We start from the raw sequence: 15,352 nt of genomic DNA, 5'->3' as shown, positions 1-15,352 counted from the left end.
TAATATACTAATAGTATGAAAATTTTAATATTATATTATTAGGAGACCGAAATGAATAAATTTAAGAAAATCGCAACTATAGCAACTGCAACAACTCTATCAGCAGGTATTCTATTAGGTATGCTACCAACAGAAACCCAAGCAGCAACTAATACTAAAGTTGTCCAAGCTCAAAATGATTTAAAAAAACAAGTAAGCTCTTATATTAAAGTATTGAACAACTTAAAAAGTGAAATCTATTATACAGATCAAGATGTTTATGATTATTATAAAGAACTACAAACTGATGTTACTTTATTTAATAAGTACGGATATACAGGTAAAGATGAACTAGTGAAAAAAACAGCGAGCTTTAAAACAAGAATTGATAAAGCGCGAAAAGATAATGCAGCGGTAGATATGAAAAAAATAACAGCACAGTTTAATACATATATTAAAAAAGTAGATTCAAAGGGTGCTAAAACATACTTTACAACTCAAAAAAATAAATTGACGGCTATTAGAAATTACCAAAACCACACATATAATACGATTGAGTCATATGTATACGATATCGAGGATCAAATTTATACGGAAAATGAAATTTATATTCGTAAGCAATTACCTGCTGAATATAAAAACTATGAAACTGAATATTCTTTAGTAAATCAGCACTTTTATGGGATGACATCTAAAGAACAAGAAATTATTAGCTATGCATACGATGTTCTTGACATGGATTACACAACACATCGTCAAATCGAAAAAGATCTAGATTCTATGTTTGATAAGTATTTTAAAGATGGTTTTGATGAGCTCTATGATATGGAAGATAATGAAAGCTTAGATAATGCAATTCAAAAAAGAGATGTAGCAAAATCAAAAGTTGCTCTTGTAAATGCAACTGCCGTTTTTAAAAAATTTAATACTTATTACAATCTATTTGAAGCTGAGGCCAACACATATAAAACAAATCTAACAGTTAAATTCGCTGATAAAGTAAAAAATGCACCTGCTACACAACAATAAGATCAGCATCTAAATAAAAACAGTCCTTTGTTTGAAAATCATCTTTTCCAAAGGACTGTTTTTTATGTTTAACTTGATTTAATTTTTCTTGTTTCGTTTTTGTTCTACGCGTATTTAAATCTAACATCGCAAATGAACTTCTACTTAATTCTGGATTTCGGTTACCTTCTCTAACTAGTTTGTCTCGTAATTTTCTTGCTTTTGATTTACTCATTCTTTCCACCTCTTTTAACTTTATTCTTCTATTATATACATGCTTTCAAACTTTTCCACTAACACTTCATAATTTATTTTTTTGAAATTGGAATAAAGTGATTAAATAAACCAACAACTTTTATTTCCTTGTCTAAGGCCTTAACCTCGTAAACTGAAAAAAAGACATAATCTTTTTTAGTTGTAACCTTACTAATAAGTTTTTCACCTAATAAGTCAATCCCAAAATCAACATATTTATTTTTTGATTCCAATTTAAGTTGATCCTTTGCCCAAGTGACAAACTCTCCTTTAGATGGATTTGTTTGTGCAGAAATAATTAAACAGATTGCTAAAGCCCCGATAACAAGTAATTTTTTCATAAAGTCACCTTTTCATTATTTTTACTATTTATATGATAAAGGATATTACTGAATTGTCCAGAAAATATCCATATTTATTAATAAAATGTCTAGAAAAAATAAAAAAGGGTCCTAATTGCGACCCCTGAAAGTAAAAACGAGTTCATTTTGAAACTTATTTAATTACTGCATTTTTTACAATTTTTGAATCTAAAAATGGAATCACTGAAAAAATTTCATTAATGCCATGTTTTGAGATAGCATCTAAAGCAAGTTCATTAAGCAGGTCACCTTCAATAAATGGACAGATTGGTGCTAATGACTTGATTCCATCTAATTCATAACTCTTTCTTGCGCATTCATCAATTATCTCATCACTAATAAATGGCGCCATCGATGCTAGTCCATTTATACCATTTGTTTCAAACTCTTTCTTTGCACATTCATCGATTATTTCGTCACTGATAAATGCTGCCATTGATGTTATTTCTTTTATGCCATTCAACTCAAACTCTTTCTTTGCACATTCATCGATGATCTCGTCGCTAATAAATGGTGCCACCTGAGTTAATCCTATTATTCCATTTGTTTCAAACTCTTTCTTTGCACATTCATTCATTACTTCTTCGCTGATAAAAGGTGCAACTCGAGTTAATCCTTTTATTCCATTTGTTTCAAACTCTTTTTTTGCACATTCATTCATTACTTCTTCGCTGATAAATGGTGCCAAAGTTGTAAATCCTTTTATTCCATTCGTTTCAAACTCTTTCTTTGCGCATTCATTAATTACTTCTTCGCTGATAAATGGTGCCAAAGTTGTAAATCCTTTTATTCCGTTCGTTTCAAACTCTTTTTTCGCTAATTCATCAATTAACTCTTGACTTATAAACGGTGCAACTCGTGTTAATTCTTCAATTCCATTGGATTCAAACTCTTTCTTCGCAAATTCATCAATTACATCGTTACTAATATAAGGTGCTATCCTTGATAATTCTTTGATTCCATTCGAATCAAATTCTTTCTTTGCACATTCATCGATTAGATTTTCACTAACAAATGGAGCAATATCCGCTGTATCACTAATCGTAAGATCATTCTCAACGTTTCTAAAAACTAGATCTGCTTGATCGATATTAAGAATCGGTGCAATATTTAAAAATTCTTCTTTTTCAACTTCTAACTCAAATGAAGAATCAGGATTATCTTTCCCAATTAAATTATTGATCAACTTAACACCTTTTTCATTTCCTAAAATTTCATCAATGCTTACATTAAATATTTCAGCAAGCTCAGGTAATTTTGAAATATCAGGCATTGTCTCTCCACGTTCCCAGTTACTAATTGCTTGAAAGCTGACACCTAATTGATCAGCTAGCTTCATCTGTGTAATCTTGTTTACCTTTCTTAATTGAGCGATTTGTCTACCTACTTTTTTCATATCAAACATTTATATCACCTCTATTTAAAAGTTAATTTCATTGTATCTAATTAATTGAATAGTTAAAATCAAGTGTTACTTGAATTGAGGAAAAATGGACTCAAGTAATACTTGAGTTTCTAAAAAGGCTGCCATTTTAGTAAAGTTTTGTATTTAAATTAATGTAGCTTTCAGCCTTGAACTTAACTTAATGCTCAATTTATTATAACAATTTTTATAAATATAAGTATTTGAATTTTCAAGCAATAAAAAAAACAACCCAAAATGAGTTGCCTTCGGAAATAGCATTTAGATTAATCTTTTGTAGTCCATTCGTAAAGTGCTTCAAAATTTAATTTTTCTAACCAATGTCGTTCCGCTAAAATAACTGGGTGAATCAATATATCCTTCCGATTTGAATCATCACAAAAATTAAATAATTTATCTTTATAAGGTTCTAGCAGATCTAGAACTTCTTTTATTCGCCACTTAAATCGTTTACTTGAACCCCAACCTACTATAATAATGTCTGCGTTACTAATCGCTAATTTAATTGCTTCATCGTTATGTTCGCCAACTTCGCATTCTTTCCCTCTTAGCTTTGTTGAATCCGGTTCCATTAATGCAAAAAGATTTACTAGTTCTAGCGAGCCGAAGTTACCTTTCTTATAATCTATAAAAAAGTTAAGACATCTCGCCAATATATAATCACTCTTTAGATGATTCGCTCGACAAGGATTAAGTAATACAAGAGTAGCTTTCTTTTTTGATTCATCCCAAGTTCTTGTAAGCGAATATCGCATTAATTTATTTTGTTTATCGAAGACCGCCTTCGTATTAATTTGCATTGAATGACAGTTTACAAAATCTTCAAATGACATATACTCACTCTTTTCATCATTAATTAAAACAAAATCAACAAGGTATTATATTCCATTTAATCGTCATTTGTACTATATTCTTCATTTAAAATAAATAATCACTACATTGTAACTAAAAAAAAGTAAAATTTTAGTAGCTTCCTATTTACTAATTCATATTTTCCTAGTACGATAGTGGATAATTTATACAGTTCATATTAGGAAGGGGCTTTTTTATGATTAAAGGAATCATTTTTGATTTGGATGACACATTACTTTGGGACCAAAAAAGTGTTCAAGTTGCATTCGCAAATACATGTAAGCTAGCTACAGAAAAATACGGTATTGATCCAACTGAATTTGAAAATGCCGTTCGTGATGCGGCTAGAAAGCTTTATGAATCATATGATACATACGAATTCACAAAATTAATTGGCATTAATCCATTCGAAGGACTATGGGGGAATTTTTTAGATGATCATGATCAATTTCCAAAAATGAGGGTGAATTCACCTACCTATCGAAAAAATGCATGGACGCTTGGCTTAAAAGCATTTGGAATAAATGATCCAGAATTTGGTCATTTATTAGCCGAAACATTCCCTGAAGAACGCAAAGGAAACCCTTTTGTATACGATGAAACATTTGATGTGCTTGATCGATTAAATGGACAGTATAAACTACTCTTACTAACAAACGGCTCCCCTGATTTGCAACATACGAAGCTTTCAATTACACCAAAGATTAAAGAGTATTTTGATCAAATACTAATTTCTGGAGACTTCGGAAAAGGTAAACCTGATCCAAGCATTTTTGAACATGCCTTATCATTAATGGAACTATCAAAAGAAGATGTCATGATGGTTGGAGATAATCTTTTGACTGATATTTTAGGCTCAAGCAGAATTGGAATGAAAAACGTATGGATTAATAGGCATAATAAAGAGCGGAATGAAGTTGTTCCTACATTTGAAATCACTCATTTAGAAGAGCTTTATCCGATTATTGATTCTTTGAATAAGTAGGTTTTGTTTAAAAAATCTAGTGGTCCATTATTGTGGGGACTTGCTGGATTTTTTTTGATTGGGTATTAGTTCGAAATTCCTCAAGCAAGTGCAATTAAATTCATAGAATCGCAATTAAAAATGGAGAATCTGTAATTAAAAATTCTAGAAATGCAATTAAAAGGATGAAAAACGCAATTAAACTAAAAATATACCCATACTACTATCCGTATTTTGGGCTACTTTTCATCATAAGTTGTTGCCCATAAGGAATTTTTTTAGTCTAACTAGTCAATTCGTTCAAAAAATCAAATCAAATTAGCAATTTCACATCGACATTATTTTATAAATATTACGATTTTGACTAGATATACCCTCTATTTATGTCAATGATCTTAAAAATCTTCTCTTTGAAAGACTGCTCGTCCTATAAATTTTCTTTATTAATGAAATTGACCGTTTCGATGAATAGGATTCGTTACATAAAATGTGGTATCAAGTTTATGGAGGGTAACTATTGTCGGAACAACATGGAATTAGCATATCTAAAAGTACTTCACTAGAGAATAAAAGCCATATTTTAAAAAGAGCTCAGAAATTACTTGGGAAAAAGGTTTTTTTGGAGACATTTTTATTTAATTATAGAGGAAGATTAGTATCAATTAATGAAGACCATTCATTAAATATTATCATTTTGGCTTCTGATGAGGTGTTTAGGCAAATTAGAATTGATTTAGCGTTGGTTATTGAGATTGGTAAATTATCTTGTAAAAGTGTTTCTTCAAGAAATGAGCAAGGAGATTTTTCAAGTGATAAGTCATGGCAGGAAAAGAGACATTATATAACTGTAACTGAAAGAACGTCTCCTCAAACACAAAAAAGGATTAATCGTCTTGCAAAAGAGTTTAAAGGTGAGGTTGTCATTGTAAAAACACTAATTTATCATTATGTAGTTTGCATAAATGAAATTCATGATTCATATATAACAGTCCATCAACTCATCGATTTTGATCCGCATTTTACCATTGAGTTTAGGATTGATAAAAATATTATTTATGAAATTGTTGATTTTCCAATTTAATTTTAGAGCTAAAATAAAAAGTACTTTCTAACAAAAAATTTAGAAAGTACTTTTTTTCAATTCGAGATTAACAAACTGTATTGCTACTAGATTTAAGTAAAGCTTGTTGTAAGTCCGAAACGATATCTTCCCATGCTTCTAATCCAACTGACATGCGCAGCATATTTTCTGTTATGCCCATTTTTTCTCGTAACTCTTTTGGAACTACTGCATGTGTCATCGTCGCAGGATGCTGAACTAATGTTTCTGTATCACCAAGACTTACCGCTATTTTTATCATTTCCAAATGATTAATAAATTCCTGTGTATCTGCCTTTGTCCCGTCAATTGTAAATGCGAAGACTCCTCCGCCTTTTTTCATTTGCTTGCTTGCAATAAAATAATTTTGACTTTTAAAATCTCCAGGGTAAAATACTTCCTTTACCATTGGATGCGATTGTAAAAATGAAACGACCTTTTTTGCATTTTCACATTGACGGTCCATTCGAACTGCTAACGTCTTTAATCCTCTAAGCAGCAGCCATGCATCAAATGGTGACATAATCGCTCCTATATCTTTTCGAATAGTGATCATCCGATCAGCTAGCTCTTTTGTTTTACAAACAACAATTCCTGCAACTACATCACCATGACCACTAATATATTTCGTTGCACTATGTAGCACAATGTCACAGCCTAGTGTTAATGGCTTTTGTAAATAAGGTGAACAAAATGTATTATCAACTACTACGGTAATATTATTTTTCTTTGCAACTTCGACAACCATTTCAATATCAATGACTTTCATTGTCGGGTTGATCGGTGTTTCAATAAATATAACTTTCGTGTTTTCTTGGATTAAGTTTTGAATTTCTTCCTCTGTATCCATTTCACAAAAGTTATGTTCAATTCTAAATTTGCTCTCAAGCATTTCTAAAAAGCCATACGTACATCCGTATATGCCTTTTGAGCATAAAATATGGTCTCCGGTGCTAATTAAAGAGAAAATTGTAGCAGACACAGCAGCCATTCCAGAACCAAATGCTAACGCTACTTCTCCTTCTTCTAACGCAGCCATTCGTTCTTCTAAAATTTGAACGGTTGGATTTCCTAACCTTGAATAAATAAAGTCATCTCTTTCTCCAGCAAAGGACTGTTCTCCATGTTGTGCAGTAGGAAATGTATAGGTAGACGTATGAAATAATGGAGGAGTCAAACTCCCGTTATACTCACTAGTTTTGTAGCCTTCGTGAATCAACTTTGTATCAAACTGATTTTTCTTCATTTCTAATTAGCCTCCTTAATTAAGTGCATGTTGTCAAACGTTAATTAAAGCAAAAAACTAAAATGAAAGCCCTTACAAAATATTCACTTAGACTACTTCTATATATAGGAAAGCAATACCTTTTAAAAGAACCTACTATAGGTAAAATTACATACTCTTAATCCAATATAGTACTCAAACACAAAATTAAAAGTAGCAAAATGTTCAATTTCATATTGGTTCTTACTATTTATTCACTAGAATTTTCTACCAAACTTTTTCCCTATTTCTTTTCCGTTCGGTAGAATTGTAATGATCAAGTAAATCATCCTCTTTAACTAGGTTGATTTTATGTTTATAGATAATGAAAAAAAGCACTTTCTAAAAATCTAGAAAGTACTTTTTTATTTTCATTTTAATCTTATTTCGTTAATCCTCTAACCACTTCAGAATTTCATCAATTCCAATCGCTTCTTCAACTTCTGGAAATTTCTTAATAAAATTTAAATCGGTATCATTTGGTATCAATTCATCAAATTCGTTTGGATCATGGAAGCTCATTGACTACACCTCTTTAGTAAATTTTATTTAATTTTTGTATTGTTAACAAACTTACTTAATAAAATACATATCCAATTTTTAATGAAAAAAGTACTTCGATTAACGAATGAATCAATAATAATAATAGTTCGTAGTTTTTTTATTTTTTCCTCTTTTTTATCACAAAAAATCTTGTACAAATTAGTTCATAGTCTAGTACAAACTCTTCCTTTCGAACATTTAATATAATATCTATTTAATTAGATCTATTTTATGATCATATTTATTACCGAGTCTATATAACGAAGATTTTCTACAACATTTTATTACTGAGTATAAAATCATCCCTATAATTACTTCTTCTAGTCTAACATTTTATCTAAAATTAACTTTTCAATTCGAAACTTCTTCTCCTAAACTACCCTTTCCACTATTTCCCCGAATTGATTTTAAAAGTAATACAAACCATTATGAAAAAATTTCATTTATGTAGATTTCGGTCCAAATAAAGTAGGTGTTATCTCAGATAGAAATAACATCTACTTTTTATTTACGTTCCTAAACTTCCTTCTTACTTCACCATTCCATTTCTTAGTGCCGTTACGACTACTTGTGTTCGGTCTTCACAGCCAAATTTTTGTAATATACGATGGACATGTGATTTAACAGTACCTTCCGTTATAAATAATTTTTTACCGATTTGATCATTTCGAAGTCCATAGGCCATTTCCTGGAGGATTTCTTGTTCGCGATCCGTTAGTTTCTCGATTAGTATTGATTCACTTTTTTTACTTGGAATGGCAAATCCAGAAACAATCGCTCTAGAAAGTGCATTTGCTGCAAGGGTTGTTTTAAAAATAGCTTCACCTCGATAGGCTGAACGAATCGCATCAAGCATTTCTTCAACTTCAGCATCCTTTAATAAAAATCCTACAGCTCCTGAGCGAATTCCTTGGTAAATATATTCTTGATCATCAAATGTAGTTAAAATAACTATTTTCGTCGTAGGTAATTGTTTCATTATTTCTTTTGTAGCATCTATTCCTGAAAGTTTTGGCATTTGTATATCCATCAGAATGACATCTGGGAGCTTTTCTTTTGCTAGCTTGATTGCTTCTATTCCATCGGATGCCTCACCAATTAAGTTCATATCATCTTGTAGATTTATTACATAACTAAAACCTTGCCTAATCATCGTTTGATCATCAACTAGTAAGACCTTTATTTTTTCAATTGACATATTTTCTCACCCTTTCCTTCGTCACAATGGTATTTTTGCAACGATTTCAAAGCCATGTGGAAAAATAACTGAATAAGAAAGACTACCATTCATTTTCTCTAGTCTTTCTCTCATTGATTTTAATCCAAATCCTTCACTAATTTTTTGAGCATTTTCTACATCCCCATTATCCCTTATGGTCATATTGATGACTTCAGATTCCTTTTTTAGTACAACATCTAGTTTTGTAGCTTGAGAATGACGTATAACATTTGTAATTGATTCTTGTAAAATTCTAAACAGTATTTTGTATACCTCGACGTCTAATTCAATATCACCAATCTCCGCTTTAAAGGAATATCGAATAGATGATGAGGACTCCATATGTGTCAATAAAGTTTCTAATGTGCCAATTGCAGATTGAGGAAGATCATCAGCAAGAGAATGAACGGATTTTCGTATATCATCTAAACCTTTTCGAGCAACTACTAACATATCCTTTAAACTTTGTTCGGCTTGATTTGGATCCTTTTTTATCATGTATTGTACAGCTTGCATTTGAACGATAATTGAAGTTAAACTATGTCCCACGGCATCATGAATATCTCTTGCAATTCGATTTCTCTCTTCTAAAATTGCATTTTGCATAACAGTAGAAGACGCTTCTTGTAATTGACTGTACGCTTTTTCTAAATTTACGACATGTTGTTTATTCAATTTATACATTTCATTTCGCTGCATTCTACTTCTTAAATTTAAATAAATAATAATTGAGATCAAAATATAGGTTAAAACGTTTAATAAATCTTGATGTCCGAATCGCGTATAGATAAAAGCAATGACAATCATAACGATCATTGATGTAATCGGAGTCCTCGATAAAGAGGACCGAATAATCGTTACGTGAAACATAAATGCTAAAAAATACAACACATTTATTTCTTTAAACAGAATTAATCCGACCAACGCTTCAATCACCATAATACTAAACGCAATAACTAAATTTACATTCGACCATTTATCTTTAGGAATCAATAAAATACATGTTAAAGTAACCCAAATCGTTAAATAAAGTGCCGTTTTAAGTGGTGGTCCACTAAATAATTTTCCGGTACTCATGAAAATTAAAATAATAGTAGCACCTATGATCGGTCTTAATAAGAAGACTTTGTTCTCCTTCAAAATAAACTTACTCCTCTCAATTTCCCTTTAAAAAAATTCACTTTTAATTTTAATCAATATTCTTCCTGTTTTCCTCTATCTCTAGTTATAGACTTTATGAATAAATTTCTATCAAATAGAAGTCGATTCAAAATAAATAAAAGAATATCATATGAACATACAATACAAATTAAGGAGAAAAACAATGAATCAACAATATATTTTTATTGGAATTATTATTATACTTTTAGTTTATCGCATCTTTAAAAGGTTCCGTCGAAGTATTGGATGGCAGCAATTGAATAAGAAGAGAATGCGTATAAGTACAGTTATCTTCTTTATAATTGGAGCATTAATCCTATTTCAAGGTGGTTTAAAACCAATTATTTTAACTTCAGATATTGTTGGTATTTTAATTGGGATTGGGCTAGCTTATTTCACTTCAATCAAAACAAATTTTGAAAATAGAAATGGAGCATGGTTCTATAATACAAATATTTGGATTAGCGGTACTGTTACACTACTATTCTTCGGTCGCTTGGTTTATCGAATTTATGATATATATTCAATTGAAAAACTAAGTGGATTACAAAATGATGTTTTATCTAACAGATTACAGAGCTTGGCTTCTGGATGGTCTGCTGGGCTAATGCTAATCATGTTTGCCTATTATATTGTCTTCAATTTATATATGATCCGAAAAGAGAAAACACTTGCTCAAGGAAACAACGATTTCCCTATTGAAGGGTAATTGTTCTAAATCGTGAAATATGAAAACCCACAAGGAAATTTTTATACCTTGTGGGTTTCTTTTATTATTGAATACCTAAAGCAAAATCCACAGCACTTTCAGCATGAATTCTTGTCGTATCAAAGACAGGGATACTGCAATTTTCCTGAGAGATTAACATCGTTATTTCAGTACATCCCAAAATAACCGCTTCCGCTCCACGTTCCATTAAATGATCGATTATGTTTAAATAAACTTGTTTAGATTCCTCTTTCACAATTCCAAGACAAAGTTCCTCATAAATAATATTATGTATTCGTTTTCTTTCAGCTTCATTTGGGACAATAACATCTAAACCAAACTGCTCAATTAATCTTCCTTTATAAAAATCATGCTCCATTGTAAATGCTGTTCCTAACAAAGCAACTTTTTTAATTCCATTATTAACAATTTCTTTAGCAGTTGCATCAGCAATATGTAATAAAGGAATTTTGACCGATTCTTCAACTTCCTTTGCCATCTTATGCATTGTGTTCGTACAAATAACAAGACAATCTGCTCCACTTGCCTCCAACTTTTTAGCAATTTCAATCATAATTTTCGTTAACTCATCCCATCGATCCTCAAACTGAAGCGTTTTAATTTCTTGAAAATCGACTGAATACAGTAAGCTTTTTGCGGAGTGATGCCCGCCAAGCTTTTCTTTCACACGTTCGTTCATAATTTGATAATACAGTAATGAAGACTCCCAACTCATACCACCAATCAGCCCAATTGTTTTCATCATCATTCAGCTCCTATTTCTATTTAAATTTTTACTCATCTGTTCATCAAAAAATTCAAGACCTATTAATATCTCTTAGTTTAACAAGGAAATTTAACGAGAACTATGGAATATTTTAAGCACATTAATATGAAGTAGGAGAGAACAAAATGCATATTGAAAAAGAAAAAATATACCCTAATTGTCCATTTATTACTAGAATAGTAGAAATTGGTGGCCAAACGAAATCCCAGTTAATCAAGAAACTACAACAAGCCTCTATCTCGATGAATGAATATGGTGAGATGCTATTAAAAAATGATCACTTTACAGTATCAAATACAAAGTACAGCCTTCAAACAGTTGAACTAACGGTTGGCGATCTTGGATTTTTAGAAGGAGCTACAACACCTCAAATTTATAAAAAAGCTAAGGAACTAAATTTGCAATTGTGCCCTCTTGAGCTAGGACCATACATAAGACTATCCTATTTAGATCAGCCAGAAGGTTTTATAGGGAATTCTTTAAAGCAACATCAAGCTCCATCCGGTTCAATCACAATTGCATCTGAGGCACTATCTGAAGATGAAGATTTTCCGAAAGGTTTTTACATTAGACGGATTAAGGTGTACTATGGCTGCGCGGATACCGTGCCGATCATTTACATGTTTGGAACAACGATGATCATTTTATCTTTTGTCAAAAATAGTGATTAGTTTGCTTTAGATAATCGATCAATTGCTTCTTGTTCAGTTGAAACAAAAAATACATTTTTCCCTTTATTGCATTCATAAATGAAATCCTTTAGTGCTTTACTTGTATAACTAGAAAAGTCACCTATAATCGCAAACTTAATATTGTAGTTAACGAATTTTTGAAGCGCCGCACCTGCGAGTTTCGTACTAAGATTGAAAAAATCTTCTGAAATTGCTTCTTTGTTAAGTGCTATACGATTACTTTTATGATCATAACTTATAGTCATAATAAGATCTAAAGCACTTTGTTCATCCATAAGTATTACTGAATCTGCATTGGCAATTGCAATTAGTTTTCCGTTTACTTCTGTTGTTTTAATATTCATCTACTTTCCCCTTTTCAAAGTTTTTATTATTTCTACTATTTTAAAACAAAGAGTATGTAGCGTGAAGCGATACTTTTATTTTAACTATTTAGAATTAATTGTAGATGAACACTAAAATACCATCTATTTTTGTCGGATTGATAAAAATAGATGGTATTAAAATCTAAATAAGGATAACTTTCTTTGAAGACGGGAGACTACCAGCAGCTTCAAAAAAAGTCATAAACCCTAGCGAAAAATCATTTAATAAACTTGAATAAGAGGTTGGGACCTAATACGCTTGTCCTTTTCTTCTCCAAAAATTATTAGCCGAGTTTTGCTACTAATTGTGCTAATAATTGAATTGCAGCTTGAATGACTACTTCCATTTGCAGTTCAGTTTGTGTTACGACAATTCCATCTGAATTTTCAATGACAACAGATTGGGATTGTAATTGAAGATTTTCTAAGGATTGAGCAACTTTTTGTAGTTGACTAATTCTTGGATCATCAGCAAATAAAAGAATCACAGCTTCAATTGCAGCTTGAAGTGAAGCTTGTACTAAAACTAAAGCTTGAGCTTCAGTCTGAGCAACTGTAATTTATTCAATATAATAGAAGTAGATTGGATAAGTATCCTAGTATAAATATGGAAGTTTTAATAAATTTAGTTGGAAATAAATGACAAGTTTGATGTAAAGGTTAAATATTCGGTGCTGATTTATAAGTCTCAGAATCGCTTGTTTCCGGAGCACCTTGATTGAGTTTAGATTTTTTTTGCTCTTTATTTGATAACTTAAGTGATTTTCAAAATACAAATGATACTCTTCATCTTATATATACAGATATAAGGTCAATCGACTGTTGCAAATAAACTGAGATTGTTGAAACTTCTTGGAGAAATACAACAAGCATTATTGAAGCTGTTTTGGACACAGACCTAAAAAAATTAAAAGTCTTTTTTTAAAACTCAAAGTTCTTTATAGTAATGATTAGTTAATCATAGATGTAAGTTTCATCCAACTTATTTAAAGAGAGGAATCACTATGAAAATCGATACACCTACTATCCCAAAAGAATTAATTGCTAAAAATTTTTATGATATTTTTTATGAAGAAGACCCAGAATTGGGAATGTGTGAGATCTCTGGCTCTGTTTTTGAAAATGAAGTTATAGATCGAGTATATTTATATAAAGCGGTCATCAAGAATTGTAAATTTACGAATACAGATTTTAAAAATATCAGTATGACTGATGTATATTTTGAAGACTGTGATTTATCAAATTGCAATATGAGAAATTCTTCGATCCACAAAGTTATCTTTAAAAATTGTAAATTATTAGGCGCAAATTTTACGGAATCTAGCATTGGTAATGTACAGTTCGAAAATTCTGTTTTGAATTTGTCACTATTCGGTGAATCAAAACTAGAAAAGGTAATTTTTCGTGATTCAGTTCTAAAAAGTACTGATTTTTATGATTGTAAATTCAAAAAAGTTGATTTTAATAGATGTGATCTTGATGGAGCAAATTTTGAACAAACATCTCTCAATGGCATCGATATTAGTAGTTCTACTTTTAATGAATTAACAGTTTCAATTAGTAATTTAAATGGCTGTAAAGTTTCATCAAATCAAGCCGTTCAATTTGCAACATTAATGGGTCTAAAGATTGTAGATTAGAAGTTAAGTATTGGATTAAATCTAAAGATTTTTAGTTAGAATTACTGTTTAAATTCTGTTAGTAATGGGAGTGATATAAACATGGATTATACTTCACCGAACGAAGCGGAGTTAAAAGTGAAAATATGGCCTAAAGCTGCTATAGCAGCTGGTTATCGTCATTCCGTCGGGCTTAAATCAGATGGTACGGTGACAGCCGTTGGTGATCATAAATATGGCAAACTGGAAGTAAACGATTGGCGCGATATTGTGGCGGTTGCTGCAGGGAACGCTCACACGGGAAATTCTCATACAGTTGGACTTAAATCAGACGGTACTGTTGTTGCTGTGGGATGTAATAAGCATGAACAATGCAATGTTAGTGGCTGGTTTGATATTGTGGCGATTACGGCTGGTTGGCGTCGTTCTGTCGGGCTTAAATCAGATGGTACGGTCGTAGCTGTAGGTCGAAACAACGATGGTCAGTGCAATGTAAGTGATTGGCACAACATAGTAGCGATTGCGGCAGGTGACTGGCATACCGTCGGACTTAAGTCGGATGGCACAGTTACAACTGTAGGGAACAATCGGTATGGCCAATGTAAAGTGAGTGGATGGCATGATATCGTGGCGGTTGGCGCAGGTTATCTTCATACCGTCGGGCTAAAATCGAACGGCACGGTTGTCGCTGTAGGATTGAATAAGGATGGTCAATGCGATGTAAGCGAATGGCACGACATTGTAGCGATATCGTCAGGAAGTAATCATACGATTGGACTAAAATCGGACGGCTCTGTTATAGCTGCGGGGTTGAACAAACATGGTGAATGTAATGTAAGTGACTGGTGCGATATTGTAGCGACTTCGGCGGGTTGTACACATACTCTCGGACTTAAATCAGATGGCACAGTTGTAGCTGTAGGTAGTAATGAATTTGGACAATGTGATGTAAGCAGCTGGAACGGTATCCAACCAAATACAAAATAGATTTAAATTACAACAAGCAAAAATTTTCTGAAAATACCCCTTCTCCTCTTCTGTTAATAATGAT

The 15,352-nt window shown here is 31.6% G+C and carries 17 protein-coding genes and 1 pseudogene; 7 read left to right on the top strand and 11 right to left on the bottom strand.

Annotated features, from left to right (window positions below; translation table 11 throughout):
- Positions 1–51 precede the first annotated feature (51 nt).
- Positions 52–1,008 carry a hypothetical protein gene (locus CN946_RS08940; RefSeq protein WP_098860820.1) on the top strand — a complete coding sequence of 319 codons (957 nt, stop codon included), beginning with the start codon at positions 52–54 and terminating at the stop codon, positions 1,006–1,008.
- On the opposite strand, the gene CN946_RS08935 is transcribed toward CN946_RS08940, so the two are convergent.
- The 4 genes from CN946_RS08935 to CN946_RS08920 form a co-directional block, all read right to left on the bottom strand.
- Complete coding sequence (locus tag CN946_RS08935) at positions 995–1,222, bottom strand: hypothetical protein (protein ID WP_098426819.1); 228 nt, start codon at positions 1,220–1,222, stop codon at positions 995–997. The genes CN946_RS08940 and CN946_RS08935 overlap by 14 nt on opposite strands.
- Before the next feature lie 73 nt (positions 1,223–1,295).
- Positions 1,296–1,583 (bottom strand): DUF4359 domain-containing protein, encoded by a 288-nt coding sequence (locus tag CN946_RS08930; protein ID WP_098860819.1) that lies wholly within the window; start codon positions 1,581–1,583, stop codon positions 1,296–1,298.
- A gap of 154 nt (positions 1,584–1,737) precedes the next feature.
- Positions 1,738–3,009, bottom strand: a complete 1,272-nt coding sequence (locus tag CN946_RS08925) for a helix-turn-helix domain-containing protein (RefSeq protein ID WP_098860818.1) — start codon at positions 3,007–3,009, stop codon at positions 1,738–1,740.
- A gap of 284 nt (positions 3,010–3,293) precedes the next feature.
- The gene (locus CN946_RS08920) at positions 3,294–3,860 is read right to left on the bottom strand and encodes a DUF1643 domain-containing protein (RefSeq protein ID WP_098426816.1); all 567 of its coding nucleotides are present in this window, start codon (positions 3,858–3,860) and stop codon (positions 3,294–3,296) included.
- A 215-nt stretch (positions 3,861–4,075) separates the two neighbouring features.
- Here CN946_RS08920 and CN946_RS08915 point away from each other — a divergent pair, with 215 nt between their 5' ends.
- Both CN946_RS08915 and CN946_RS08910 read left to right on the top strand, forming a co-directional pair.
- Positions 4,076–4,864, top strand: coding sequence for an HAD family hydrolase (locus tag CN946_RS08915; RefSeq protein WP_098860817.1), 789 nt, complete (start codon positions 4,076–4,078; stop codon positions 4,862–4,864).
- A gap of 496 nt (positions 4,865–5,360) precedes the next feature.
- Positions 5,361–5,924, top strand: a complete 564-nt coding sequence (locus CN946_RS08910; protein ID WP_098860816.1) for a hypothetical protein — start codon at positions 5,361–5,363, stop codon at positions 5,922–5,924.
- A gap of 67 nt (positions 5,925–5,991) precedes the next feature.
- Here the strand turns inward: CN946_RS08910 and megL are convergent, their stop codons facing one another.
- From megL to CN946_RS08895, 4 genes are all read right to left on the bottom strand, one after another.
- Positions 5,992–7,188 (bottom strand): methionine gamma-lyase, encoded by a 1,197-nt coding sequence (megL, locus tag CN946_RS08905; RefSeq protein WP_098860815.1) that lies wholly within the window; start codon positions 7,186–7,188, stop codon positions 5,992–5,994.
- Between the two features lie 408 nt (positions 7,189–7,596).
- Entirely contained in the window at positions 7,597–7,728 is a 132-nt protein-coding gene (locus tag CN946_RS23800) for a hypothetical protein (RefSeq protein WP_282439847.1), read from the bottom strand.
- A 550-nt stretch (positions 7,729–8,278) separates the two neighbouring features.
- Positions 8,279–8,947, bottom strand: coding sequence for a response regulator transcription factor (locus CN946_RS08900; RefSeq protein ID WP_098860814.1), 669 nt, complete (start codon positions 8,945–8,947; stop codon positions 8,279–8,281).
- A 21-nt stretch (positions 8,948–8,968) separates the two neighbouring features.
- The gene (locus CN946_RS08895; RefSeq protein ID WP_098860813.1) at positions 8,969–10,108 is read right to left on the bottom strand and encodes a sensor histidine kinase; all 1,140 of its coding nucleotides are present in this window, start codon (positions 10,106–10,108) and stop codon (positions 8,969–8,971) included.
- Positions 10,109–10,292: 184 nt separating this feature from the next.
- On the opposite strand from CN946_RS08895, the gene CN946_RS08890 reads away from it, so the two are divergent.
- Complete coding sequence (locus tag CN946_RS08890; protein WP_098860812.1) at positions 10,293–10,838, top strand: CcdC protein domain-containing protein; 546 nt, start codon at positions 10,293–10,295, stop codon at positions 10,836–10,838.
- 64 nt (positions 10,839–10,902) lie between these two features.
- Here the strand turns inward: CN946_RS08890 and CN946_RS08885 are convergent, their stop codons facing one another.
- Positions 10,903–11,601 carry an aspartate/glutamate racemase family protein gene (locus CN946_RS08885; protein WP_098860884.1) on the bottom strand — a complete coding sequence of 233 codons (699 nt, stop codon included), beginning with the start codon at positions 11,599–11,601 and terminating at the stop codon, positions 10,903–10,905.
- 149 nt (positions 11,602–11,750) lie between these two features.
- Here CN946_RS08885 and CN946_RS08880 point away from each other — a divergent pair.
- Positions 11,751–12,289 (top strand): annotated as a pseudogene (locus CN946_RS08880) (helicase).
- Between the two features lie 3 nt (positions 12,290–12,292).
- Here CN946_RS08880 and CN946_RS08875 read toward each other — a convergent pair.
- Positions 12,293–12,661 (bottom strand): DUF4180 domain-containing protein, encoded by a 369-nt coding sequence (locus CN946_RS08875; RefSeq protein ID WP_098860811.1) that lies wholly within the window; start codon positions 12,659–12,661, stop codon positions 12,293–12,295.
- 305 nt (positions 12,662–12,966) lie between these two features.
- Positions 12,967–13,170, bottom strand: a complete 204-nt coding sequence (locus tag CN946_RS08870; protein ID WP_176547270.1) for a spore coat protein — start codon at positions 13,168–13,170, stop codon at positions 12,967–12,969.
- 516 nt (positions 13,171–13,686) lie between these two features.
- Between CN946_RS08870 and CN946_RS08865 the strand changes: the two genes are divergently transcribed.
- Both CN946_RS08865 and CN946_RS08860 read left to right on the top strand, forming a co-directional pair.
- On the top strand, positions 13,687–14,322 hold the full coding sequence (locus CN946_RS08865; protein WP_098860809.1) for a pentapeptide repeat-containing protein: 636 nt from the start codon (positions 13,687–13,689) through the stop codon (positions 14,320–14,322).
- Between the two features lie 81 nt (positions 14,323–14,403).
- Positions 14,404–15,288 (top strand): RCC1 domain-containing protein, encoded by an 885-nt coding sequence (locus CN946_RS08860; protein ID WP_098860808.1) that lies wholly within the window; start codon positions 14,404–14,406, stop codon positions 15,286–15,288.
- The last annotated feature ends 64 nt before the right edge of the window (positions 15,289–15,352 follow it).

The organism is Bacillus sp. AFS053548, assembly GCF_002575105.1.
GTDB lineage: Bacteria > Bacillota > Bacilli > Bacillales > Bacillaceae_G > Gottfriedia.
The sequence above is the reverse complement of the archived record's forward strand: the minus strand, read 5'-3'. Positions and strand labels throughout refer to the sequence as shown.